Origin of the sequence: Vibrio lamellibrachiae (assembly GCF_050337265.1) — a bacterium.
GTDB classification, from domain to species: domain Bacteria; phylum Pseudomonadota; class Gammaproteobacteria; order Enterobacterales; family Vibrionaceae; genus Vibrio; species Vibrio kyushuensis.
This window is the reverse complement of the sequence record NZ_JAKJSU010000004.1, coordinates 974397-997524: the sequence shown is the minus strand read 5'-3', so window position 1 is coordinate 997524 and position 23128 is coordinate 974397. Positions and strand designations below refer to the sequence as shown.

Below are 23128 nucleotides of genomic sequence, written 5' to 3'. Positions count from 1 at the left end.
AAAATTTAAACGGCTAGGCTAGCTCAACGGTCTGGCCTTCATTTAAGTCTCTATTTATGCCCAAGTAAATAGCGTTTTAATGAGAAGACCCTACAGACGTTCCGCATCACACAGCGGCGTTATGGAAATAATAAATCCCTTAAGGGATAAACAAATGGAAATACACAATGAATTTGCATGAATATCAAGCCAAACAGCTGTTTGCAGAATTCGGTTTGCCTGTACCAGAAGGCTTCGCCTGTGATACAGCCCAAGAAGCTTTTGAAGCGGCTGGCCGTATCAGCACAGAAAAGAAAGTCGTTAAGTGTCAGGTACACGCGGGTGGCCGTGGTAAAGCAGGTGGTGTTGAACTGCATGACACAAAAGAAGGTGTTAAAGAGTTTGCTCAAAAATGGCTTGGTAAAAACCTAGTAACGTTTCAAACAGATGCAAAGGGTCAGCCTGTAACTAAGATCCTTGTTGAAGAAGCATCTAACATTGACAATGAATTGTACCTAGGTGCAGTTGTTGATCGTGCGACTCGTCGTATCGTTTTCATGGCATCGACTGAAGGTGGTGTGGATATTGAAAAGATTGCTGAAGAGACACCTGAGCTTATTCATCAAGCTGCGATTGATCCACTAGTTGGCCCTCAGTCGTATCAAGGTCGCGAACTAGCGTTCAAATTAGGTCTTAAAGGCGATCAAATCAAACAGTTCGTTAAGATCTTCTTAGGTCTTGGTAACATGTTTGCTCAGTACGACCTTGCTTTGTTAGAGATTAATCCACTTGTCGTAACGAAAGAAGGTGACCTTCTTTGTCTTGACGGGAAGATTAACATTGACTCAAATGCAATGTACCGTCAGCCAAAACTACGTGAAATGCACGATCCTTCTCAAGAAGATGAGCGCGAAGCACATGCTGCTCAGTGGGAGCTAAACTACGTAGCTCTAGACGGAAACGTTGGTTGTATGGTTAATGGTGCCGGTCTAGCGATGGGTACAATGGATATTGTAAACCTGCACGGTGGTAAGCCTGCTAACTTCCTTGATGTAGGGGGCGGTGCAACAAAAGAGCGTGTAGCTGAAGCATTTAAAATCATCCTATCGGATGACAATGTAAAAGCGGTACTGGTAAACATCTTTGGTGGTATCGTTCGTTGTGACATGATCGCAGAAGGTATTATCGGCGCGGTTAAAGAAGTCGGTGTTGAAGTACCGGTTGTTGTTCGTTTAGAAGGTACTAACGCTGACCTTGGTCGTGAAGTTCTTGCTAATTCTGATGTTGATATCATTGCTGCTGTGTCTCTTACAGATGCTGCTCAAAAAGTTGTTGCTGCTGCGGAGGCTAAATAATGTCTGTACTAATTAATAAAGACACTAAAGTAATCTGTCAGGGGTTCACTGGTGGACAAGGTACTTTCCACTCTGAGCAAGCAATTGCTTATGGTACTCAAATGGTTGGTGGTGTTTCTCCTGGTAAAGGTGGTCAAGTTCACCTAGGCCTACCAGTATTCAACACTGTTCGCGATGCAGTTGAAGCAACAGGCGCAACAGCGACTGTTATCTACGTACCTGCACCTTTCTGTAAAGATGCAATCTTAGAAGCAATTGATGCTGGCATCGAGCTGATTGTTACGATTACAGAAGGCATCCCTACAACAGATATGGTTGATGTCAAAGTGAAGCTAGATGAAACTGGCGTTCGCATGATTGGCCCTAACTGTCCGGGCGTTATTACTCCTGATGAGTGTAAAATTGGTATTATGCCTGGCCACATTCATAAGAAGGGTAAAGTTGGTATCGTATCTCGTTCAGGTACACTAACTTATGAAGCGGTTAAGCAAACTACTGATGAAGGTTTCGGCCAATCGACTTGTGTCGGTATTGGTGGTGACCCAATTCCTGGTTCAAACTTTATTGATATCTTGAAGTTGTTCCAAGAAGACCCTGAAACTGAAGCAATCGTAATGATTGGTGAAATCGGTGGTACAGCAGAAGAAGAAGCGGCAGATTACATTAAAGCGAATGTTACTAAGCCTGTTGTTTCTTACATCGCAGGTGTAACTGCTCCTCCAGGTAAACGTATGGGCCACGCTGGCGCAATCATCTCTGGTGGTAAAGGTACTGCTGAAGATAAGTTTGCAGCTCTTGAAGCCGCGGGCGTTAAGACTGTTAAATCTCTAGCTGAGATTGGTAAAGGTCTACGTGAAGTAACCGGTTGGTAAACTAACCAAACCCTAATAAAAAACCGAGCGATTAAGCTCGGTTTTTTTGTGCCTGATACTTTTAGTGATAGTTTTTATCCTTAAAGAACCATCGCGGCGATCCAGCCAAAAATAATCAGTGGGATGTTGTAGTGAATAAATGTAGGTACTACCGTTTCCCAGATATGCTCATGCTGACCGTCAGCATTTAGGCCCGATGTTGGACCTAATGTTGAATCAGAAGCTGGCGAGCCGGCGTCACCAAGCGCAGCTGCTGTACCGACTAATGCAATGGTTGCCATTGGTGAGAAACCAAACGCAGCAGCTAATGGCACGTAAATCGTCGCTAGAATTGGAATAGTAGAGAACGATGAGCCGATTCCCATTGTTACTAATAGGCCAACAACAAGCATTAATAATGCTGCGAGTGGTTTATTGTCACCGATAGTTGTAGACAGAGCTTCAACCAACGATTCAACGCCACCTGTCTGCTTCATTACTGCTGCAAATCCAGCCGCAGCAATCATTATGAATCCGATCATAGCCATCATATGAACGCCTTTAGTAAAGACGTCTTGAGTCTCTTTCCAAGCGATAACGCCGCCAAAAGTGAATACCATAAAGCCAGCTAAAGCGCCGATGATCATAGAGCCAGTCGAAAGCTGTACAGCTAGGGCAACAACGATACCAACACAAGCGACCAAAATACTCTTCATATGAATGCTTTTAGGCTCTTCATTAACGTGAGTTAGTGCTGTCTCTTTATATTCGCGTGGCTTTCTATAACTAACTAAAATAGCCGTCAATAGACCAAACACCATGCCAAGCGCAGGTAGAATCATTGCAGTAGGAACTTGAGAAGCAACAACACCTTCTAGACCGTTATCATGTAAGTTCTTAAGCAAAATGTTGTTTAGGAAAATACCACCGAAGCCGATTGGAAGAATCATATAAGGTGTGACAAGACCAAAAGTAAGAACACACGCAACCATACGGCGGTCCATCTTTAGTTTTGCAAATACGCCCAGTAGAGGTGGAATTAAAATTGGAATAAAGGCGATATGAACGGGGATGACATTTTGTGATGACATCGTTACCAAAATAAGCGAAGCAAGTACCGCGTATTTTAGTCCAGTGCTAGCCGTACCGTTCTCTTTGCCATTAATTCGCTTAATCACGTTTTGTGCAAGTAGGTCAGTAATACCAGATTTAGAAATAGCAACAGCGAAAGTACCTAGCATAGCGTAACTCAATGCAATAGTTGCACCGCCACCCAAGCCACTTTCGAAAGCAGAAACTGCGTCATTTAAACTCATGCCAGATACAAGACCGCCAACAATGGCACTGAATGTCAAAGCAACAACGACATTCACGCGCATCAAAGCGAGTATCAACATGATACAGACAGAAATTACAACAGGATTCATAGTTTTCTCGGTTAGTTGTGTTTGTTTTTAATTATTATTGTCAACAAGTGGCCAGCCGCCTAGGGCTTTCCATTTATTAACGATGCCACAAAAAAGCTCGGCGGTTTTTTCGGTATCGTATAGCGCTGAGTGGGCTTCTTTGTTGTCGAAATCCATCCCTGCAGTTTTACAAGCTTTGGCTAGAACGGTCTGGCCATAAGCAAGGCCACTTAATGCGGCGGTATCAAAAGTTGCAAAAGGGTGGAATGGGACTCTTTTTAACTTGCTACGTTCGCTCGCAGCCATAACAAAATTATGATCAAAAGTAGCGTTATGAGCGACGATAATTGCGCGGCTGCAATTTGCATCTTTTTGCTCTTTGCGGACTAGCTTGTAGATTTCTTTTAATGCATGCTCTTCAGACACTGCGCCTCTTAACGGGCTGAAAGGGTCTATAATTCCATTAAACTCAAGTGCAGCTTTCTCAAGGTTTGCACCTTCAAATGGTTCAATATGGAAGTGAATAGTTGAAGCAGGTTGAAGATCACCGTGTTCATCCATTTTCAATGTTATTGCACAGATTTCTAATAGCGCATCTGTTTCAGAATTAAAGCCTGCAGTTTCGACATCAATGACCACGGGGAAATATCCGCGAAAGCGTTTATTGAGAGTTAATGTTTCATTTTCTACAGTCATAATTATTTTAGTTGGATGAACAAGCCGTGCATTATTGCAGATTCTTGCATTGAGCAAAACCGAAGAATCTAAGAATGAAACGGAATTTACTGTGATAACTGGCTAGAATTTTGCATTCTTTGGAGAAGGAAATTACAACGGCAATCAATCGCCGTTGCTCAGTAGTATGAAGAGAACAGTAAATATGAAGAAATGGGCCGCGATTAGCGCTGTATTAATGACAAATGTAATGGTTTCTCCAACGGCTTTTGCCTTGGATAAACGTTATGTTGCTACGCCCATACAGTCTACATGGCAGATGATTGCGAATACGCCTTTAGAGTGTCGTTTAGTTCATCCAATCCCAAACTATGGGGATGCGGAGTTCTCATCAAGAGCAAGTAAAAAAATCATTCTAGATTTTGAGTTGAAAATGCGTCGTCCAATGGGGGAGACAAGGAATGTTAGTCTTGTTTCTTTGCCACCATCATGGCGTCCGGGAGAGAGTGCAGAACGCATCACCAACATTAAGTTCTTTAAACAGTTTGACGGCTACATTGGAGGTCAAACAGCTTGGGGGATATTAGGCGAACTAGAAAAGGGGCGTTACCCGACGTTCAGTTATCAAGATTGGCAAAGCCGTGATCAGCGTATTGAAGTTGCGTTATCATCAGTGCTATTCCAACAAAAATACAATGTATTTAGTGACTGTATCGCCAACTTATTGCCTTACAGCTTCGAAGATATCGCGTTTACTATTTTGCATTATGATCGTAGTAGTGTTCAGTTAAATAAGGCGTCTCGAAAACGTTTAGCTCAAATAGCAGAGTACATTCGACACAACCAAGATATCGATTTAGTTCTGGTTTCAACATACACGGACTCCGTTGATAGCCGAAGTGTCAGTCAAAACCTATCCGAGCAAAGAGCCGAGGTTTTACGTGATTACTTTGAATCTCTTGGCTTGCCTGAAGACAGAATTGAAGTGCAAGGCTACGGTAAGCGTCGCCCAGTTGCCGATAACTCGTCTCCTATCGGAAAAGATAAGAACCGCCGTGTGGTTATCTCGCTAGGACGAACACAGGTATAGCGGTAAGTCTAACTAGTTAGTTCAGCTTAAACATTGAAATGAGATTACAGTTAGTTGCCGAGTCTAGGTGACTAACTTGTTTTGCGATGTAAGGGTTTGGGTGACGCTTGAGAAATTCAATCAACGCTTTTTTGCAGCAACCTAATGAGTCGATATACGATTCACACTGACTATTCGCACACTGAGGAACAAGGGAAAGTACTTTCTCCGAAGCGAGTTGCAAATACTTTAGCTCATATTTTTCATCACCTATTGTTCGCCAAAATTTTGCCATGTTATGGCAGGAGATGACAGACACAATGAGTCGCTCTTCAATTTCTATGTCTTCGACATGTGTCAGCTGGTCACTTATAGTTAAGGCTTGTTGGTAGTGAAGAATACTTCTTAGGTGATCACTTTGCTGCATGGCTACGTCAGCAAGCAGTGTATGTTCTTCCCACTCTCTCACACTCATGATTGTTTCTCTTTTGATTAAATGCAAATGAGAACCATTTCTATCACTTAATTAATAAAAAGGCAACGCTAGGTCACCTAATTGGGTATGAGTCTCAAAGATTAGCTGCCTAATCCTTCAGATGCACTTTTACTTTGAATAAGCTCAATCATGTAGCCATCTGGGTCTTTAACAAAAGCAATCTCAGTGGTTCCACCTTTGACTGGACCTGGTTCACGAGTAATAACACCACCTGCTGCTCTTATTGCTTCACAAGTCGTATATATATCATCAGCACCAATTGCGATATGGCCAAAGGCATTACCTAGCTCATAGTCACTGGTTCCCCAATTGTAGGTAAGTTCGATAACTGAGCCTTGCGATTCGTCACCATAGCCGACGAATGCCAGTGTGTATTCATACTCTTTGTTTTCATTGGTTCTAAGCAGGGTCATCCCCATAACTTTTGTGTAGAACTCAATGGATTTATCTAAGTCTCCAACACGTAGCATCGTGTGAAGAATTCTTCCGTTTGACATAGTGGGCTCCTAGCTTTCTGGGTATATTTTTTCTTTAAATTCACAGAGATCTTCGATCATACAGCTACCACAACGTGGTTTTCTGGCTATACAGGTGTAGCGACCATGTAAGATAAGCCAGTGGTGTACATCAACTTTAAATTCTTTTGGAACAACTTTAAGGAGTTTTTTCTCGACATCATCGACGGTTTTTCCCATCGCAAACTTGGTTCGGTTAGATACACGATAGATATGAGTATCAACAGCGATTGTTGGCCAACCAAAAGCGGTGTTGAGAACAACGTTGGCCGTTTTACGCCCAACACCAGGAAGGGCCTCAAGCGCTTCACGATTCTCAGGGATTTCACTATTGTGCAGCTCAACCAGCATTCGGCAGGTCTTGATGACGTTTTCTGCTTTAGAGTTAAACAGCCCGATGGTTTTGATGTACTTTTTCACACCGTCTACACCCAAGTCGAGGATCGCTTGTGGCGTATTCGCAATAGGGTAGAGCTTATCTGTTGCTTTGTTTACGCTGACATCAGTCGCTTGAGCGGATAATAATACGGCAATCAAAAGCTCAAAAGGGGTATCCCAGTTAAGCTCGGTTTGAGGATTAGGGTTATCGTCCCTAAGGCGAGTTAAAATTTCTGCGCGCTTTTCGTTATTCATTTTAGTTTCGCTTACATCTTAATTAATAGCATCACAGGCATTAGTTTGTAACTCGTGCTCGCTCGATGGCCGCTTTTTTTGCTTTAGGTTTGCGAGCTGCCATTTGTGAATCGATGACGTTTTTTATCGCAATGATGAAACCCACACCAATAAAAGCACCAGGAGGAAGAAGAGCCAATAAAAAGCTATTATCGAACTGGAATATTTCAATTCGAAGTGATTGAGCCCAAGAACCTAATAAAATATCCGCACCATCAAATAGTGTACCGTTACCAAGCACTTCACGTATTGCGCCTAGTAAAACTAGAACGGCTGTCATCCCAAGCCCCATCCACAAACCATCTAAAGCCGAGGGAAGAACACTGTTTTTAGATGCAAAAGCTTCAGCTCGGCCAATGATCACGCAGTTAGTCACAATCAGTGGAATAAAAATGCCCAGAGACAAATATAAACCGTAGGTATAGGCGTTCATGAGTAACTGAACACAAGTAACTAGAGAGGCTATGATCATAACGAAGACCGGAATACGAATCTCTTTATGGACGTATTCTCTTAGTAAAGAGACCGCTACGTTTGAGCCTACAAGCACCAATAGTGTTGCAATACCCAGCCCTAATGCATTTGTGACGGTCGAAGAGACTGCCAATAATGGACAAAGCCCAAGCAATTGAACGAGGGCAGGGTTGTTATCCCATAGGCCATTTTTCATTAGCTCTTTATGATCACTCATTAGAACCTCCACAGTTGAATGCTTGGCTGGTGAGTTGTTGGTGGTTCTCATTGACAAAAGAAACTGCATTTTTAACTGCGCCCACGACCGCTCTAGGCGTTATCGTTGCACCAGTAAACTGATCAAATTGACCACCATCTTTACGGACTTTCCAAGTATCTTGATTCGTATCAGTCACTGTTTTTCCGACAAAGCCTAAGATCCAATCGCTAATACGTAGGTCAATTTTATCGCCAAGTCCCGGTGTCTCTTGATGAGATAAAACACGTGTACCTGTAATGTTCCCTTGCTGGTTAATACCAACAATCACTTTTATAGCACCGTTATAACCATCAGGAGCAATGGCTTCAATGGCAATAGCACTAGGTTGCCCATTTAATGTAGCAAAATAGGCTGGCATTGGATCATTCGTACCAAGGGCTGAATGAGTGACCAAGCTACACGATTGATATAGATCGTTGTCATGGAGTGATTCCGGGATCACTTGATTCAAAATAGTGAGTAGCTGAATTTTTTCTTGTTGACGGATGGTATCTTTCGTCAGGTGGTGAGTCACTGCAACGAGCCCTGTTGTTGCGCAGGCAAAAATTGCCAGTGTCAGTCCGTTTTTACGAATCGCCGCTAACATAATTTTCCTTAATGCCCATAGGTACGTGGTTTGGTGTAGTAGTCGATCATAGGTACGCACATATTAGCCAGTAATATTGCAAATGCGATACCGTCTGGGAAGCCGCCCCAGCTACGGATGACGAAGACTAAGAACCCAATGAAGGCACCGAAAACGATACGCCCCTTTACTGTTGTAGAAGCTGATACAGGGTCGGTGGCAATGAAAAATGCCCCAAGCATGGTTGCTCCCGACAGTATATGAAGAATTGGGCTTGCCGTTTCTCCTGGAGTTATCATGAAAAAGAAGCTACTCACGATAATCAAACTGGCTAAGAATGAGACAGGAATATGCCAGTCAATAACTTTGAGTTTTATTAGCAGTAAACCGCCAGCGAGATAGGCAAGATTTACCCACTCCCAACCAATTCCAGCAAAGCCATGAAATTGAGGCTGCTTCATTGCTTCTGATGCAGTGCTACCTGAATGAAGCGCTGTCTTAAAAGCGTCTAAAGGTGTTGCCATAGTCACGCCATCGATACCCGTACGAATCTGGGCGAGAGACAATCCTTCATGGTTAAAACCGCTAAATATAAGCGAAAATGCATCAATAAAGTAAACAGGATCTTGGTTTAACTCTACAGGTGTAATCCACGAGGTCATTTGTACTGGAAAGGAAATGAGTAGTACAACATAGGCCACCATGGCAGGGTTGAAGATGTTTTGCCCGATACCGCCATAGAGATGCTTGGCAATAATAATCGCGAAGATGAGACCGATAACGATGATCCACCATGGTGAATAGGGTGGGATAGCAACAGCAAGCAACCAAGCTGTGACTAACGCACTGTAATCACGTAAAGCAGACAAAGGGTGGCGCTTTCTAATCAGCAAGACCGCTGTTTCAAGTAGGACGGCAATAAAGAGAGCAAGCAATAGTTGGATAATAGTGCCCCAACCAAAGAAGTAAGTTTGTGCCACAAGGCCGGGTAGCGCCGCGAGCATTACCCACTTCATTAAATCTGGGGTGCTTTTTTTGCTATGCGTATGTGGGGAGCTGGCGATAAAAAAGGCCACTACTGTTTCTCCTCAGAATTATTTTGTTCATTCGGTATCTGCTCTTTTTGTGCCTTGCGAGCTTTGGCTCTGGCAATGGCAGCGGCGACAGCGGCTTTTTTAGGGTCGTCTTCACTAGAGTTAGCCGGTTCAGGTTTAACGGATTCTTCAGTTTTACTCTGCTCGGCCTTACGAGCTTTGGCTCTGGCAATGGCAGCGGCAACAGCGTCTTTTTTAGGGTCGTCTTCGCTAGAGTTAGCCGGTTCAGAGTTAACGGATTCTTCAGCTTTGCTCTGCTCAGCCTTGCGAGCTTTGGCCCTGGCAATGACTGCAGCGACAGCGGCTTTTTTAGGATCGTCTTCGCTAGAGTTAGCCGGTTCAGGTTTAACGGACTCTTCAGCTTTGCTCTGCTCTGCCTTACGAGCTTTGGCCCTGGCAATGGCAGCGGCAACAGCGGCTTTTTTAGGGTCGTCTTCGCTAGAGTTAGTTGGTTCAGGTTTAACGGATTCTTCGGCGGTACTCTGTTCCGCCTTGCGAGCTTTGGCTCTGGCAATGGCAGCGGCAGCAGCGGCTTTTTTAGGGTCGTCTTCGCTAGAGTTAGTTGGTTCAGGTGTAACCGATTCTTCAGCGGTACTCTGTTCCGCTTTACGAGCTTTGGCTCTGGCAATGGCGGCAGTAACAGCGGCTTTTTTAGGGTCGTCTTCGCTAGAGTTAGTTGGTTCAGGTGTAACGGATTCTTCAGCGGTACTCTGTTCCGCTTTACGAGCTTTGGCTCTGGCAATGGCTGCAGCAATAGCAGCTTTCTTAGGATCGCCTTGGCTAGAGTCGTTGTCGTTAGAAGAAGCTTGCTCTGTAGTCGGCATTTCAGCTCCTGATGACTCCATCAGTGCTTTTTTCTGTTTCGCTTGCTGTTTTCGCTCGGCTCGCAGTCGACTCATATCTGAGTTATCAGGTTCACCCGATTCCGTTGCTTGTTGAGCTTGCTTAGCTTTAGCTCTGGCAATCGCCGCCGCAACGGCAGGTTTAGCGGTGGGCGTGTTGTTCTCGCTAGCATTGGATTCTTGTTGAGCTTTAACTCGAGCAATTGCCGCAGCGACAGCATCGTCACCATCGGATTTTTTCATTTCGCTTCGACGTTTATCCGCCGCTTTTTTAAATCGATTCTCTCTTTCTTCTTTTGCTCTTTCTAGTCGAGTATTTCGTTCTTCAAAGCGTTGGCGTGCACGTTCTGCAGCTTGAGCTTCTTCTTTACGTGAGCGAATTTCTGCTTTGGCTTGGCGGTAATATTGCACTAAAGGTATTTCGCTAGGGCAAACATAGGCACAAGCACCACATTCGATACAATCCTGAAGATTAAGCTCCGTGCATTTCTCATACTCTTCTGATTTAGCATACCACTGTAGCTGTTGTGGCAATAAAGACGATGGACAGACTTCGGCACATTGCCCGCAGCGAATACACTCCATCTCATATTTGTTTGACGGCAGCTCTTTCGCGCTAGGCGCAAGAATACAGTTACTTGTTTTCGTAATAGGTACAAGGGTGTGCGGAAGAGTAAAGCCCATCATAGGCCCACCCATTATAATCCTAGGGTTCTTTCTTAGAGCCTTGTATTTGAATTGTTCCAATAACGTATCAATAGGGGTACCAATAAGGGTCCATACGTTTCGTGGCTGAGGAAAGCAATCGCCAGTTAAAGTCACTATGCGCTCAATTAACGGCTCACCATCGAAAACGGCTCGCTTGATAGCGTACATTGAAGCTACATTTTGAACCAACATACCTATATCAGCAGGAATACCATCATTGGGTACTTCTTGATTGGTGAGCAACTTAATTAGTTGCTTTTCACCACCTGATGGGAATTTAGTGGGTACAACTCGAATCACAATGTCTTTATCTTTTGCGGCTAACTCTAGTGCTTGTATAGCTTCAGGTTTGTTGTCTTCTATGGCGATAATGGTAAGTTTCGGCGTGAGAATATGCTCAACAACCTCGATACCGAGTAAGATTTCATCCGCGTAATGCTGCATCAATACATCATCAGCCGTAATAAAAGGTTCACACTCAGCAGCGTTGATAATCAACAAATCCGTTTTTGATAGTCCGGATTGGATTTTTTTTGCAGTAGGGAAGCCCGCACCGCCCATACCTGAAATACCAGATAAACGAATATGTTCAATGAGCGTGTCGGCAGACTCATTACGAAAATTGTCGATGATATTTTTCTCGCACCAACGCTCTTGGCCGTCGGGTGAGATGACGATGCATAATTCACTAAAACCTGATGGGTGACTGGTTGTTCTTGGTTCAATCGAAGTGATCACGCCGGAGGTTGGTGCGTGAACAGGAAGCATCATTGTGGTTGTGTACTTTGTAAGAGGCTGTCCTTTTAGAACCGTTTCACCCGCTTTAACAATCAAGTTGCCCGGCTTTCCGATGTGTTGCTTTACCGGCAAAATAACTTCTGAAGGTAACTCCGTATTAATAGGAGGCAACTTATTGGATTGAGTTTTATTTTCTTGTGGATGAACACCACCATGGAAATCCCACAGAGTCCCTGTTTGTATTTGTTCAATCAGTGAAGGCATACTCATTTCGAAGTACCTTCCACTTGGCTTTTCGGAAGGACAGAGTCGCTAATGTTGACGACAGGAATTGAATTCATTTGCCATTTCCAGTTGTCAGTCGTTGGGGCTATAGGGATCATTTCAATACAATCTGTAGGGCAAGGGGCAACGCACAGGTCACAGCCTGTACACTCATCTTTGATTACGGTATGTAGCGCTTTGGTTCCGCCAACAATGGCATCAACAGGGCAAGCTTGAATACACTTAGTACAACCGATACACATATCTTCGTGAATATAGGCGACCGTTTTTATTGCATCTTCAAGGTCATGGGCAGACTCTTCTGCTTCAACACCCATAAGGTCTGCAAGCTTTTCAATTGTCGCTTGGCCACCTGGTGGACATTTATTTATTTTGTCTCCGTTGGCGATAGCTTCAGCATAAGGACGGCAGCCGGGGTAACCACATTGACCACATTGAGTCTGTGGCAGAATGCTGTCTATTTGCTCAACAATAGGGTCAGCTTTAACTTTGAATTTTATCGAGGCAAATCCTAGTAAAGCACCGAACAGAGCAGCAAGAGAGACAAGCGCAATAACAGCAATGACAATAGTGATCATTATAACTTCACCAAACCAGTAAAGCCCATAAATGCTAGAGCCATTAATCCTGCGGTGATCATGGCAATCGAAGCACCTTTAAATGGCGCAGGTACATCTGCGGCAGCTATTCGTTCTCGCATTGAAGCAAAAAGGATCAGAACCAGTGAGAAGCCAGCGGCTGCGCCGAATCCGTAGATAATAGATTCGATGAATGTGTGATTCTCGATGATATTAAGCAAAGCAACACCAAGTACAGCGCAGTTGGTGGTAATTAAAGGCAGGAAAATACCAAGTAATCGATACAGCGTTGGGCTTGTTTTATGAACGACCATTTCAGTAAATTGCACAACAACGGCAATAACTAAGATAAAACTCATCGTTCTAAGGTATTCAATACCTAGAGGTGCTAGCAGGTAGTTTTCAACTAGATAGGCACAGACAGACGCAAGCGTGAGCACAAATGTGGTCGCAAGCCCCATACCAATCGCCGTTTCGAGTTTTTTCGATACGCCCATAAACGGGCATAGGCCCAAAAACTTTACCAGTACAAAGTTGTTCACTAGCACAGTGCCAATCAACAACAAAAAATATTCGGTCATAATTATATGTATTTGAAATTCCGATCCTAATATTATCGTGCTTTGCTTGGCTAATAACAACTGACGATCAGTAAGGTTTTACTGTTTTTGAGTGAAAAATTAGTAGTTCTAAGGTTTTAGCCAGCGTAGCTCTGATAAAAGTGACAATTATCTAGTATGAAATCTTAGATTTCAGCCTGAACGCGATTGGTTATATTAAGAGTTTCTGTGTCGAAAAACGAGAAAGGCCCAGTCAAAAGACTGGGCCTTAAAATTTGGCTCCCCTTGCAAGACTTGAACTTGCGACATACGGATTAACAGTCCGCCGTTCTACCAACTGAACTAAAGGGGAATTGCTGTAAAGCGGGGCGAATATTAACGACAGCTTTTGATAGTGTCAACTCTTTGGGATAAGAAAATAGTTAATTTTTTTAAGTGAATTTTCTTTACTTTCTCTAATGCCTTGTCGTTGTTGGGCTACGTTTACTTATCCACTAAAATTGTGGATAAGTGTGTTAATTAAGTGGTAAAACAGCCTTTGACCCGCTTTAGTGGTGCTATTACTCTAATGCTGGCGACAGAGAAGGATTGATCTAATGGCTTGTTATTTAAGAATAAATTTTAGAAAAGGTAAGAGGAAGCGGTAATGTAATAGAACAACTAAAACAAAGAATATTTGATCATCTACGCAAAAATGGGGAAATCATGTGAATAAAACAGAGGTTAGTTTCATGGTGTTCTTGGTGCAGGGCGAAAGATAATATCAGACTGAGGTTGGGATATCCAGTCTAATGATCTCACAAATTGGCATTTCTATAGATTCAAATGTGTTTTTTAGAAGATATCAAAATATAATTATTGCAGGTGTATATACATACAGCGACAATGATGAAAATGAGATGTCATTGAAGTGGGGAAAAGATGAGTAAAGTGTTTAATTTAAAGTCTGATTATCAACCAGCAGGCGATCAACCAACCGCGATTGAGAAGCTACTTGATGGTTTAGATTCTGGCCTGGCTCATCAGACCTTGCTTGGGGTTACGGGATCAGGAAAAACATTTACCTTAGCGAATGTTATTGCTGAGGCTCAACGCCCTGCTATCTTACTTGCACCGAATAAAACGCTTGCTGCTCAATTATATGGCGAAATGAAGTCGTTTTTCCCCAATAACTCTGTTGAGTATTTCGTTTCTTACTACGATTACTATCAGCCAGAAGCTTACGTTCCAACGACGGATACGTTTATTGAAAAAGACTCATCTGTTAATAAACACATTGAACAGATGCGTTTATCCGCAACGAAAGCACTTTTAGAAAGAAAAGATGCCATTATCGTTGCTTCAGTTTCTGCCATTTATGGTTTGGGTGACCCTCAATCTTATCTAAAAATGATGCTTCACGTTACTCGTGGCGATGTCATGAATCAGCGTGATATTTTACACCGCTTGGCAGAGCTTCAATACTCACGAAACGATGTCGCTTTTGAACGGGGGCAATTTAGAGTGCGTGGAGAGGTCATTGATATCTTCCCCGCAGAGTCAGAACAAGATGCAGTTAGACTTGAAATGTTTGATGATGAAATCGACTGCATTAGTGTATTTGATCCCCTAACCGGTGCAATTAAACAACGTGATTTAGCTCGCTATACGATATATCCCAAAACTCACTATGTAACGCCTCGAGATCGAATACTAGATGCCATTGAGCATATAAAGGTCGATTTAAAAGAACGACAAACCTACCTGTTGGATAACAACAAGCTGCTTGAAGAGCAAAGAATTAGCCAGAGAACGCAATTTGATTTAGAGATGATGAATGAACTTGGTTTCTGTTCTGGTATTGAAAACTACTCTCGTTATTTAAGTGGACGAAAAGAGGGCGAGCCGCCTCCAACATTGTTCGATTACTTACCAGATAATGGTGTCCTTATTATTGATGAGTCGCACGTAACCGTCCCTCAAATAGGGGCAATGTTTAAAGGTGACCGATCACGTAAAGAAACCTTAGTTGAATTTGGCTTCCGACTGCCTTCTGCTCTTGATAACCGTCCGTTAAAGTTTGAAGAGTTTGAATCGTTAGCGCCGCAAACTATTTTCGTTTCCGCGACACCAGGAAACTATGAGTTAGAAAAATCAGCCGATGACATCGCAGATCAAGTTGTACGTCCTACAGGGCTATTAGACCCACAGCTTGAAGTGCGCCCGGTTGCGACTCAGGTGGATGATCTATTATCTGAAATTCGCATTCGTTCTAAGAAAGATGAAAGGGTACTCGTTACCACGCTCACGAAAAGAATGGCAGAGGATTTAACCGAGTATTTGACCGAGCATGATGTCAAAGTTCGATATCTTCACTCTGATATCGATACCGTTGAACGAGTAGAGATCATACGCGACTTACGTCTGGGTGAATTTGATGTGTTAGTGGGTATTAACTTACTTCGAGAAGGCTTGGATATGCCTGAGGTTTCCCTTGTTGCTATTTTAGATGCAGATAAAGAAGGCTTCTTACGTTCTGAGCGTTCATTAATACAGACCATTGGTCGTGCAGCACGTAACCTTGAAGGTAAAGCGATTCTATACGGTGACCGGATTACTAAGTCGATGAAAAAAGCGATGGATGAAACGAATCGTCGTCGCGAAAAGCAACAAGCACATAATGAAGCGCAAGGTATTGTCCCGCAAGCGTTAAAGCGTAGTGTGAAAGACATTATGGAAATTGGTGATATTGCTAAGACAAGAAACCAGAAGGCGAATAAGCAGGTGCCGCTGTCTAAAGTGGCCGAGCCTTCAATGGCATACAATGTACTCACTCCACAAGAACTGGATAAAGAGATCGCTAAATTGGAAGCTCAGATGTATCAACATGCTCAAGATTTAGAGTTTGAACTTGCTGCTGATAAACGGGATCAAATCGGTAAATTACGAGAGCAGTTTATAACTAATAGTTAAAACAGTTTATAACCACTAGCTAGAGGTTCTACTAGTGGTAGAAAGGGCTGAGCAGGTAAAAAAAAGCCAATAGATAAATACGTCTATTGGCTGTAATTTGTGGATATTGTATCCACTAACAACGTCAGTTGGCTAGGTAACCTGTTAAGGTCATAATGATAGAAGCATCTTTTAGACCAGTAAAAATTCATGATATTCGCCACAAACCTAACCCTTTAGTGTTATATTTGTGGTCGCTATTTGCAAAATGCAATTCGTAATGCAATTATTTAGGAAAATGCAAATAACTATTGGCTAGGTTATGCAGCAATTATCAGATGTTCACAAATCAAAATATTTATTGATGGTGGAAGATACGGCGTCCGTCGCCGCTCTTTATCGATCCTACCTGACTCCTCTTGGTCTCGACATTAACATTGTCGGTACAGGGCGTGATGCTATTGATAGCTTAAAAAATCGCACACCTGACCTTATACTTCTCGATTTACGACTGCCGGATATGACGGGCATGGATGTACTTGAGAGCGTAAAACACATCCACCCTGATGTACCTGTTATATTTATGACTGCTCATGGCTCTATTGATACGGCCGTTGAAGCAATGCGTTTGGGCGCACAGGATTTCCTAATTAAACCGTGCGAAGCGGATCGGTTGCGTGTCACGGTGAATAACGCCATTCGCAAAGCGAGTAAGCTCAAGAATAAAGAAGATTACCCCGGCAATCAGAATTACCAAGGCTTTATTGGCAGTAGTCAAACGATGCAAGCCGTCTACCGGACGATCGATTCCGCAGCCATGAGTAAAGCGAGTATCTTTATTACAGGCGAGAGTGGTACTGGTAAAGAAGTGTGTGCAGAAGCGATTCACGCGGCGAGCAAACGGGGTGACAAGCCCTTTATTGCGATCAACTGTGCCGCCATTCCTAAAGACCTTATTGAAAGTGAGTTATTTGGTCATGTAAAAGGCGCATTTACTGGCGCGGCTACCGATAGGCAAGGCGCAGCAGAGGCAGCCGATGGCGGTACACTATTTCTTGATGAACTGTGTGAAATGGATCTCGACTTACAAACAAAATTGTTACGCTTTATACAAACAGGCACGTTTCAGAAAGTCGGTTCATCGAAAATGAAAAGTGTCGATGTTCGTTTTGTATGTGCGACCAATCGAGACCCGTGGAAGGAAGTCCAAGAAGGTCGCTTTAGAGAGGATCTCTACTACCGTTTGTACGTTATTCCTTTGAATTTACCGCCACTTAGAGAGCGTGGTGAAGATGTGATTGAAATAGCCTATTCTTTATTGGGGTTCATGTCTAACGAAGAAGGTAAAGGGTTTGTACGTTTATCGCCAGAGGTCGTGGAGTGTTTCAATCGCTTTGAATGGCCCGGTAACGTAAGGCAATTACAGAATGTATTGCGAAATGTTGTGGTACTCAATAATGGTAAAGAGATCACTCTAAACATGTTACCACCACCGCTGAATTTACCGATCGATAACCAGATTCGCGTTCAGCCAAGCGTTAAAGAGCAAGTATCAGTGCATGAAATTTTCCCGCTATGGCTCACGGAAAAAACAGCGATTGAACAAGCTATTGAAGCGTGTGAAGGGAATATACCGCGGGCAGCCGGATATTTGGATGTCAGTCCATCAACGATTTATAGAAAATTGCAAGTATGGAACAGTGACAAGTAACGATGGATATATTAAACAGCCAAAAAATCGAGCGACTCTCGAATGAGATTGGACAAGAAAATGTGCCCGTATTATTGGATATATTTCTTGGTGAATTGAATCTGTATATGAAAACGCTTCTCGACGAAGAAGGGTTAGATAAGGCAGATTACCTAAGGGAAATAAGTCATGCGCTAAAAAGCAGTGCCGCAAGTTTCGGAGCCGATAAGCTATGCCAGTTTTCTATCGATTTAGATAGCAAAATAAAAGCAGGCATAGAACTCAACCCCGTTGTTGATGCTGCTCAGATGATTAAAATTCTCGATACCACCAGAGAGGCTTATCAGTCACTCGTAGCCAAATAGCGAGCATTAGTGCTAAATAACCACAAAAGGTGCGTTATTTAGCACTCGTTAGTTATGGTGAACGAACTAACGGTTAATCAGATCTTCCACCGCAGATTGAAGTTTGCTTCTATCATGTCGCCAATCTCGATTTGGCGAAGCAAGCTCGGTGGTCAAACAGTACCAATCCTTATCAATCTCCGGATGAGGCGTATCACCAAGTACAACGTCTATCTTCCTACCTTGGCAAGCTCTCTCACACCACTCTAACTTCTGTTTTAAACTCATTCGTCCTGCAGGGCCGAACTCTGGCGACAAGTTTTCGACGAAAACCAATTTAGCCTTGTTGTTTGCTGCAATGGCTTTTCCAATTTCAGGCAAGAGTAGTGGCGGCATAATGCTGGTCAAAAAGCTTCCTGGTCCTAAAACGATGCAGTCCGCGTCTTCAATAGCGAGAACACCTTCTTTAGTTGCGGGCACTTCAGGTGATAAATCTAATCGCATCAGGTTATCGGTCATCTCATCAACGTTTGTTTCGCCTGTGACCCATTTACCTTCCGTAGAGAGAGCCGCTAAATCGGAAGGGTGCTCAGACATCGGTACGATATTTACATCGACTTTGAGCATATTTCGAATTAGCTGAATCGCTTCAAATGGACGAACTGATAGATTATCAAGAGCCGTTAACATTAGATTACCAAGGTTGTGCCCATCTAACTCGCCAGCGCCTTTGAATCGATACTCAAACATCATTGAACTAATGGAAGGATCGGTAATGAGCTGATTGATACAATTTCGAGTATCTCCCCATGCTATTCCGCCTTGGCAATGGCGAATTCGACCTGTTGAACCACCATTATCTGTCGTGGTAACAATCCCCGTAGCATTAGAGCCAAAATCTTTAAGCGCAGCAAGCATTCGACCTAATCCGTGACCGCCACCAATGGCAACCACTTTTTTAGATGAGTATAAAGTCATGTCATTCTTCTTTCTGTAGGGGCGTTATTTCGCATATTTCGCCTTATTTGGGTCGATACTAAGTCAACTCCGCTATATCTCTATAAATTTAGTGTAATTATGAGGCTTTAAATACTCAAAAGTGGTTATTTTTGTTCGGGACGATAATTTTTTGACCGCGAGGGTAGAATCGTATTGAAATATTAAGTATTTTATAAAATAGCTACCAGTAGTGTGCTTTAGCTGCACTGGTTGCCATAACTCCGAGCTCATTTAGCTAAGTTCACCACGTCGGTAAGGATAAGCGGAATGAGCCAGTGACTAACAGTCACCAGGGTTGAATTAGAAATGATTCCGCCTCCCGTATTTGGAAAGGTGTTCCGTGGCGCAACAATTCGAAGATCAATTTAACCGCAAGTTTTATTACTTGCGGTTATCTGTTACAGATGTCTGTAACTTCAAATGTAATTACTGTTTACCTGATGGCTATAAGCCTTCGGGGCAGAAAAACTCATCTTTTTTAACCGTTCCCGAAGTGAAACGTGTCGTTTCTGCTTTCGCTGACTGCGGTACCTCAAAAGTGCGTATTACCGGCGGTGAGCCAAGCCTACGTAAAGACTTTATTGATATCATTGATGCCGTTTCTTCAACTTCTGGTATTGAAAAAGTGGCAACGACGACCAATGGCTACCGTATGGAAAAGCAGGTCGCAGACTGGCAGCAAGCTGGTCTTACCCATATCAATGTGAGCCTCGATAGTTTAGACCCTCGCATGTTTCATCAAATCACGGGCGAAAATAAATTTGCTCAAGTGATGGGTGGAATCGATCGGGCTTTTGAAGTGGGTTACTCACAGGTGAAAGTCAATGTCGTATTGATGAAAGACCTTAATGCTCACGAGCTGCCAAGTTTTCTTAATTGGATTAAAGACCGCCCGATTCAGCTCCGCTTTATCGAGCTGATGCAAACCGGTGAGATGGACGACCTTTTCAATAAGCACCATGTCTCTGGTGTCGCAATACGTAATCAGCTGATTGCCAACGGTTGGATTTTAAAAGTCCGCGCCGTTAATGATGGCCCTGCTCAGGTTTTTGTTCATCCTGATTATCAAGGTGAAATAGGGCTCATTATGCCTTACGAGAAAAGCTTCTGTGAGAGCTGTAACCGATTACGCGTCTCTGCGCGAGGCAAGCTACATATGTGCTTGTTCGGCGATCACGGCGTAGAGTTACGCGACTTACTAGAGAGCGATTTTCAACAAAATGCGCTCATGGCTCGCATCTCACAGCAGTTGCAAAATAAATCCCAGAGCCATTTCTTACATGATGGCAATTCAGGAATTACTCCTCATTTAGCATCGATTGGTGGCTAGTTGACTTTTAGTGGTCAACTAGAAGACGAGCGCCCTAGTGCGCTCGATATACACGCCTCACAGATGAATTATTAAAAACTTAAAAATAGGTGAACAAATGGGTCACGCAGAAAGCAAATTTCAAGCAGCAAATATCGCAGTTCTTACCGTTTCAGATACTCGTACCGAAGAGAACGACACGTCAGGCGGTTACTTAGCTGAACAGGCAAAAGAAGCTGGCCACAATGTTGTAGACAAACAAATCGTGATTGATGACATGTACAAAATCCGTGCGATTGTTTCACAGTGGATTGCTGATGAATCGGTTCAAGCAGTTGTCATTACTGGAGGTACTGGCTTTACCTCTCGTGATAGCACCCCTGAAGCATTAGTTCCATTGTTTGATAAGCAAGTTGAAGGTTTTGGTGAGCTGTTCCGCACAGTCTCTTATGAAGAGATTGGCACTTCGACGATTCAATCTCGTGCAATTGCAGGGTTTGCAAATCATACGGTGATTTTCGCTATGCCAGGTTCGACAGGTGCTTGCCGTACCGCGTGGACTAAGATCATCAAACAGCAATTGGATGCAAGCCATCGCCCATGTAACTTTATGCCGCATCTTTCGGTATAGAGGAGTCAACTATGAGCGAATTAACACATATTAATGCGTCGGGCGAAGCCAACATGGTTGATGTATCGGCTAAAGCAGAAACCGTTCGTGAAGCAAGAGCGGAGGCTTTTGTTTCTATGTCGGCAGAGACACTTAACTTGATCGTTTCAGGTCAGCACCATAAAGGTGACGTGTTTGCTACCGCGCGTATCGCTGGCATACAGGCGGCTAAAAAGACTTGGGATCTAATCCCACTATGTCACCCTCTGTTACTGACGAAAGTAGAAGTTCAGTTGGAAGCCTTAGAAGCTGAGAATAAAGTACGTATTGAATCTGTTTGTAAATTGGCCGGTAAGACTGGCGTTGAAATGGAAGCATTAACCGCTGCGTCGGTTGCTGCTCTGACTATTTACGACATGTGTAAAGCCGTACAAAAAGACATTGTTATAGAGCAAGTACGTCTGCTTGAGAAAAGTGGCGGTAAATCTGGTCACTTTAAGGTGGAGTCATGATTAAGGTTCTCTTTTTTGCTCAGACTCGCGAGTTGGTGGGTGTTGATAGTGTCGAATTGGACGCGACGTTTGATACAGTAGAACAAGTACGTGCTCACTTAGTACAGCAAGAAGGTAAGTGGGACATAGCACTCGAACAAGGCAAGCTATTGGCGGCAGTAAATCAAAGTATTGTTCCGCTTGATTCATCAATTGTTGATGGCGATGAAATTGCCTTCTTTCCTCCCGTTACTGGAGGTTAAAGATGGATAACCGAGTTAGCGTCCAATATGGAGATTTTTCTGTAGCGGATGAATATGACTATTTAGCTAAGGGCACCCAGTCCGGCGCTGTTGTTACGTTTATTGGTAAGGTTCGCGATATGAACTTGGGCGATAACGTAACCGGACTGTCGCTAGAGCATTACCCTGGCATGACTGAAAAAGCGCTGTCAGAGATCTGCGATCAGGCAGAGAGCCGATGGTCGTTATTAAACTTACGTGTGATTCATCGTGTGGGTGATCTCGATATTGGTGATCAGATTGTCTTTGTCGGTGTTTCTAGTGCACATAGAGGTGCAGCGTTTGAAGCGTGTGAGTTCATTATGGATTATCTGAAAACCAAAGCTCCGTTTTGGAAAAAAGAACGAACCACGGAAGAAACTCGCTGGGTGGAATCGAGAGACTCAGATGCTAAAGCTGCAGAGCGGTGGAATAACAAATAGCAGGCATGGAAAATGCTTAGATAAAGGTTAACTTCGGTTAACCTTTTTTGATCATGCAGCACAAGATGAGATCAATAGTTTTGCCATACTAGAGAAAGGTGAGCGAAGGGGAGTTTAAGGCGTGGTAAGCAGAAAAGTGATTAAACGTGCTGTGTTGATTGCGCTGATCGTAGGAACATTGCTAAATATCATTAACCAATACGACGCAATTTTTGGTGGCGTGGCCATTCAATGGCTAAAAGCGGTTCTAACTTACTGTGTTCCCTTCGGCGTTTCACTGGTAAGCAGTGTGATTACAATGAGAGATATCGCACAAGAACAGAAAAATAGTGGCTAAGTCATTTAGTTAGAAGTCAGGCCACATGGGGCTTAACCGATTAATAGGAAAAATCTATTGATAAAATTGGCCAAAACCATTTAGTAAAATCAAGAAATTAGACAACAATTACCTTATACGCAGTAAAAATTGTAGCTTAAGGAGTAAGTTATGGAATCACAAAGAGTAAAAGACTATATGACGCTTCAGGCGGTAACATTTAAGCCTGACATGTCATTAAGTGTGGCTTTACAGAAAGTAATGAAATGTACGCATCTTGGTGGTCCAGTTATAGATGATCAGGAGAAAGTGATCGGTTTTCTATCTGAGCAAGACTTACTCGATAAGCTGGTAAAAGTTAGCTATTTCTGCCAAGACACGCACCTAGTGAGTGATTGTATGCACCAAGAAGTGCTCTCGGTATCACCAGAAACAACCATTATAGAGATGGCCGACAAAATGAAAGTTGGTAAACCTAAGGTGTATCCGGTGATTGATAATGAAAAATTGGTCGGAATAATCAGTCGTCGTGATGTTCTGCGTGCAATCGGAAAGAGTATTGATGATTGCTTTAAGCATCCTGTGTGATAGTT

General features: G+C 43.2%; 25 protein-coding genes, 1 tRNA gene and 1 riboswitch. Of the genes, 13 read left to right on the top strand and 13 right to left on the bottom strand.

Annotated elements, in window-relative coordinates; translation table 11 throughout:
• Window positions 1–167 precede the first annotated feature (167 nt).
• Together sucC and sucD are read left to right on the top strand one after the other, a co-directional pair.
• Window positions 168–1334, top strand: a complete 1167-nt coding sequence (sucC, locus tag L4C54_RS04695; protein ID WP_428803804.1) for an ADP-forming succinate--CoA ligase subunit beta — start codon at window positions 168–170, stop codon at window positions 1332–1334.
• Window positions 1334–2206, top strand: coding sequence for a succinate--CoA ligase subunit alpha (gene sucD, locus L4C54_RS04690; RefSeq protein ID WP_428803805.1), 873 nt, complete (start codon window positions 1334–1336; stop codon window positions 2204–2206). The genes sucC and sucD overlap by 1 nt, the downstream gene beginning before the upstream one ends.
• Window positions 2207–2286: 80 nt before the next feature.
• On the opposite strand, the gene L4C54_RS04685 is transcribed toward sucD, so the two are convergent.
• A complete protein-coding gene (locus L4C54_RS04685; protein WP_428803806.1) occupies window positions 2287–3612 on the bottom strand; it encodes a Na+/H+ antiporter family protein in 1326 nt (441 codons plus the stop codon).
• A gap of 27 nt (window positions 3613–3639) precedes the next feature.
• Window positions 3640–4287, bottom strand: coding sequence for a ribonuclease T (gene rnt / locus L4C54_RS04680; RefSeq protein ID WP_428803807.1), 648 nt, complete (start codon window positions 4285–4287; stop codon window positions 3640–3642).
• A gap of 184 nt (window positions 4288–4471) precedes the next feature.
• On the opposite strand from rnt, the gene motY reads away from it, so the two are divergent.
• The gene (motY, locus tag L4C54_RS04675; RefSeq protein ID WP_428803808.1) at window positions 4472–5356 is read left to right on the top strand and encodes a flagellar protein MotY; all 885 of its coding nucleotides are present in this window, start codon (window positions 4472–4474) and stop codon (window positions 5354–5356) included.
• Window positions 5357–5372: 16 nt separating this feature from the next.
• Here the strand turns inward: motY and L4C54_RS04670 are convergent, their stop codons facing one another.
• From L4C54_RS04670 to L4C54_RS04625, 10 genes are all read right to left on the bottom strand, one after another.
• Entirely contained in the window at window positions 5373–5810 is a 438-nt protein-coding gene (locus tag L4C54_RS04670; protein ID WP_428803809.1) for a DUF2753 family protein, read from the bottom strand.
• Window positions 5811–5911: 101 nt separating this feature from the next.
• A complete protein-coding gene (gene gloA, locus L4C54_RS04665; protein ID WP_428803810.1) occupies window positions 5912–6328 on the bottom strand; it encodes a lactoylglutathione lyase in 417 nt (138 codons plus the stop codon).
• Window positions 6329–6337: 9 nt separating this feature from the next.
• Window positions 6338–6979: an endonuclease III gene (gene nth, locus L4C54_RS04660; protein WP_428803811.1), complete on the bottom strand. Its 642-nt coding sequence runs from the start codon at window positions 6977–6979 to the stop codon at window positions 6338–6340.
• Window positions 6980–7019: 40 nt separating this feature from the next.
• Window positions 7020–7709: an electron transport complex subunit E gene (locus L4C54_RS04655; protein ID WP_428807259.1), complete on the bottom strand. Its 690-nt coding sequence runs from the start codon at window positions 7707–7709 to the stop codon at window positions 7020–7022.
• Window positions 7702–8337, bottom strand: coding sequence for an electron transport complex subunit RsxG (gene rsxG / locus L4C54_RS04650; protein ID WP_428807258.1), 636 nt, complete (start codon window positions 8335–8337; stop codon window positions 7702–7704). The genes L4C54_RS04655 and rsxG overlap by 8 nt, the downstream gene beginning before the upstream one ends.
• Window positions 8338–8345: 8 nt before the next feature.
• Window positions 8346–9392, bottom strand: a complete 1047-nt coding sequence (gene rsxD, locus L4C54_RS04645; RefSeq protein WP_428807257.1) for an electron transport complex subunit RsxD — start codon at window positions 9390–9392, stop codon at window positions 8346–8348.
• Complete coding sequence (gene rsxC / locus L4C54_RS04640; protein WP_428807402.1) at window positions 9392–11962, bottom strand: electron transport complex subunit RsxC; 2571 nt, start codon at window positions 11960–11962, stop codon at window positions 9392–9394. Before rsxC ends, rsxD begins: the two co-directional genes overlap by 1 nt.
• 2 nt (window positions 11963–11964) lie before the next feature.
• On the bottom strand, window positions 11965–12561 hold the full coding sequence (gene rsxB / locus L4C54_RS04635; RefSeq protein WP_428807256.1) for an electron transport complex subunit RsxB: 597 nt from the start codon (window positions 12559–12561) through the stop codon (window positions 11965–11967).
• On the bottom strand, window positions 12561–13142 hold the full coding sequence (gene rsxA / locus L4C54_RS04630; RefSeq protein WP_428801291.1) for an electron transport complex subunit RsxA: 582 nt from the start codon (window positions 13140–13142) through the stop codon (window positions 12561–12563). The genes rsxB and rsxA overlap by 1 nt, the downstream gene beginning before the upstream one ends.
• A gap of 255 nt (window positions 13143–13397) precedes the next feature.
• Window positions 13398–13473: transfer RNA gene (locus tag L4C54_RS04625), tRNA-Asn, on the bottom strand.
• Between the two features lie 569 nt (window positions 13474–14042).
• Between L4C54_RS04625 and uvrB the strand changes: the two genes are divergently transcribed.
• The 3 genes from uvrB (at window position 14043) to luxU (ending at window position 18107) form a co-directional block, all read left to right on the top strand.
• Window positions 14043–16073, top strand: a complete 2031-nt coding sequence (gene uvrB, locus L4C54_RS04620) for an excinuclease ABC subunit UvrB (protein WP_428807255.1) — start codon at window positions 14043–14045, stop codon at window positions 16071–16073.
• A 301-nt stretch (window positions 16074–16374) separates the two neighbouring features.
• Window positions 16375–17763, top strand: coding sequence for a quorum-sensing sigma-54 dependent transcriptional regulator LuxO (luxO, locus tag L4C54_RS04615; protein WP_428801293.1), 1389 nt, complete (start codon window positions 16375–16377; stop codon window positions 17761–17763).
• Window positions 17764–17765: 2 nt separating this feature from the next.
• A complete protein-coding gene (gene luxU, locus L4C54_RS04610) occupies window positions 17766–18107 on the top strand; it encodes a quorum-sensing phosphorelay protein LuxU (RefSeq protein WP_428801294.1) in 342 nt (113 codons plus the stop codon).
• Between the two features lie 66 nt (window positions 18108–18173).
• Here luxU and L4C54_RS04605 read toward each other — a convergent pair whose 3' ends face one another.
• A complete protein-coding gene (locus tag L4C54_RS04605; protein ID WP_428807254.1) occupies window positions 18174–19064 on the bottom strand; it encodes a YvcK family protein in 891 nt (296 codons plus the stop codon).
• Between the two features lie 228 nt (window positions 19065–19292).
• A riboswitch (molybdenum cofactor riboswitch) is annotated at window positions 19293–19437 on the top strand.
• Here L4C54_RS04605 and moaA point away from each other — a divergent pair.
• The 7 genes from moaA (at window position 19426) to L4C54_RS04570 (ending at window position 23123) form a co-directional block, all read left to right on the top strand.
• Window positions 19426–20415 (top strand): GTP 3',8-cyclase MoaA, encoded by a 990-nt coding sequence (gene moaA / locus L4C54_RS04600; RefSeq protein WP_428807253.1) that lies wholly within the window; start codon window positions 19426–19428, stop codon window positions 20413–20415. Its footprint overlaps the riboswitch before it by 12 nt.
• Window positions 20416–20512: 97 nt before the next feature.
• Entirely contained in the window at window positions 20513–21025 is a 513-nt protein-coding gene (gene moaB, locus L4C54_RS04595) for a molybdenum cofactor biosynthesis protein B (RefSeq protein WP_428801297.1), read from the top strand.
• A gap of 11 nt (window positions 21026–21036) precedes the next feature.
• A complete protein-coding gene (gene moaC / locus L4C54_RS04590; protein ID WP_428801298.1) occupies window positions 21037–21516 on the top strand; it encodes a cyclic pyranopterin monophosphate synthase MoaC in 480 nt (159 codons plus the stop codon).
• On the top strand, window positions 21513–21758 hold the full coding sequence (gene moaD, locus L4C54_RS04585) for a molybdopterin synthase sulfur carrier subunit (RefSeq protein ID WP_428807252.1): 246 nt from the start codon (window positions 21513–21515) through the stop codon (window positions 21756–21758). The genes moaC and moaD overlap by 4 nt, the downstream gene beginning before the upstream one ends.
• Before the next feature lie 2 nt (window positions 21759–21760).
• Window positions 21761–22219 (top strand): molybdopterin synthase catalytic subunit MoaE, encoded by a 459-nt coding sequence (gene moaE, locus L4C54_RS04580; RefSeq protein WP_428807251.1) that lies wholly within the window; start codon window positions 21761–21763, stop codon window positions 22217–22219.
• 121 nt (window positions 22220–22340) lie between these two features.
• On the top strand, window positions 22341–22556 hold the full coding sequence (gene nrtS, locus L4C54_RS04575; protein WP_428807250.1) for a nitrate/nitrite transporter NrtS: 216 nt from the start codon (window positions 22341–22343) through the stop codon (window positions 22554–22556).
• Between the two features lie 150 nt (window positions 22557–22706).
• Window positions 22707–23123: a CBS domain-containing protein gene (locus tag L4C54_RS04570; protein WP_428801302.1), complete on the top strand. Its 417-nt coding sequence runs from the start codon at window positions 22707–22709 to the stop codon at window positions 23121–23123.
• Window positions 23124–23128 lie beyond the last annotated feature (5 nt).

Coding starts and splice junctions, on each gene's coding strand:
- sucC (WP_428803804.1), top strand. CDS start 168: ATGAATTTGCATGAATATCAAGCCAAACAGCTGTTTGCAGAATTCGGT.
- L4C54_RS04685 (WP_428803806.1), bottom strand. CDS start 3,612: ATGAATCCTGTTGTAATTTCTGTCTGTATCATGTTGATACTCGCTTTG.
- rsxA (WP_428801291.1), bottom strand. CDS start 13,142: ATGACCGAATATTTTTTGTTGTTGATTGGCACTGTGCTAGTGAACAAC.
- moaB (WP_428801297.1), top strand. CDS start 20,513: ATGGGTCACGCAGAAAGCAAATTTCAAGCAGCAAATATCGCAGTTCTT.
- sucD (WP_428803805.1), top strand. CDS start 1,334: ATGTCTGTACTAATTAATAAAGACACTAAAGTAATCTGTCAGGGGTTC.
- rsxG (WP_428807258.1), bottom strand. CDS start 8,337: ATGTTAGCGGCGATTCGTAAAAACGGACTGACACTGGCAATTTTTGCC.
- rnt (WP_428803807.1), bottom strand. CDS start 4,287: ATGACTGTAGAAAATGAAACATTAACTCTCAATAAACGCTTTCGCGGA.
- moaD (WP_428807252.1), top strand. CDS start 21,513: ATGATTAAGGTTCTCTTTTTTGCTCAGACTCGCGAGTTGGTGGGTGTT.
- luxO (WP_428801293.1), top strand. CDS start 16,375: ATGCAGCAATTATCAGATGTTCACAAATCAAAATATTTATTGATGGTG.
- gloA (WP_428803810.1), bottom strand. CDS start 6,328: ATGTCAAACGGAAGAATTCTTCACACGATGCTACGTGTTGGAGACTTA.
- rsxB (WP_428807256.1), bottom strand. CDS start 12,561: ATGATCACTATTGTCATTGCTGTTATTGCGCTTGTCTCTCTTGCTGCT.
- moaE (WP_428807251.1), top strand. CDS start 21,761: ATGGATAACCGAGTTAGCGTCCAATATGGAGATTTTTCTGTAGCGGAT.
- rsxC (WP_428807402.1), bottom strand. CDS start 11,962: ATGCCTTCACTGATTGAACAAATACAAACAGGGACTCTGTGGGATTTC.
- L4C54_RS04605 (WP_428807254.1), bottom strand. CDS start 19,064: ATGACTTTATACTCATCTAAAAAAGTGGTTGCCATTGGTGGCGGTCAC.
- moaC (WP_428801298.1), top strand. CDS start 21,037: ATGAGCGAATTAACACATATTAATGCGTCGGGCGAAGCCAACATGGTT.
- uvrB (WP_428807255.1), top strand. CDS start 14,043: ATGAGTAAAGTGTTTAATTTAAAGTCTGATTATCAACCAGCAGGCGAT.
- L4C54_RS04655 (WP_428807259.1), bottom strand. CDS start 7,709: ATGAGTGATCATAAAGAGCTAATGAAAAATGGCCTATGGGATAACAAC.
- motY (WP_428803808.1), top strand. CDS start 4,472: ATGAAGAAATGGGCCGCGATTAGCGCTGTATTAATGACAAATGTAATG.
- nth (WP_428803811.1), bottom strand. CDS start 6,979: ATGAATAACGAAAAGCGCGCAGAAATTTTAACTCGCCTTAGGGACGAT.
- L4C54_RS04670 (WP_428803809.1), bottom strand. CDS start 5,810: ATGAGTGTGAGAGAGTGGGAAGAACATACACTGCTTGCTGACGTAGCC.
- luxU (WP_428801294.1), top strand. CDS start 17,766: ATGGATATATTAAACAGCCAAAAAATCGAGCGACTCTCGAATGAGATT.
- L4C54_RS04570 (WP_428801302.1), top strand. CDS start 22,707: ATGGAATCACAAAGAGTAAAAGACTATATGACGCTTCAGGCGGTAACA.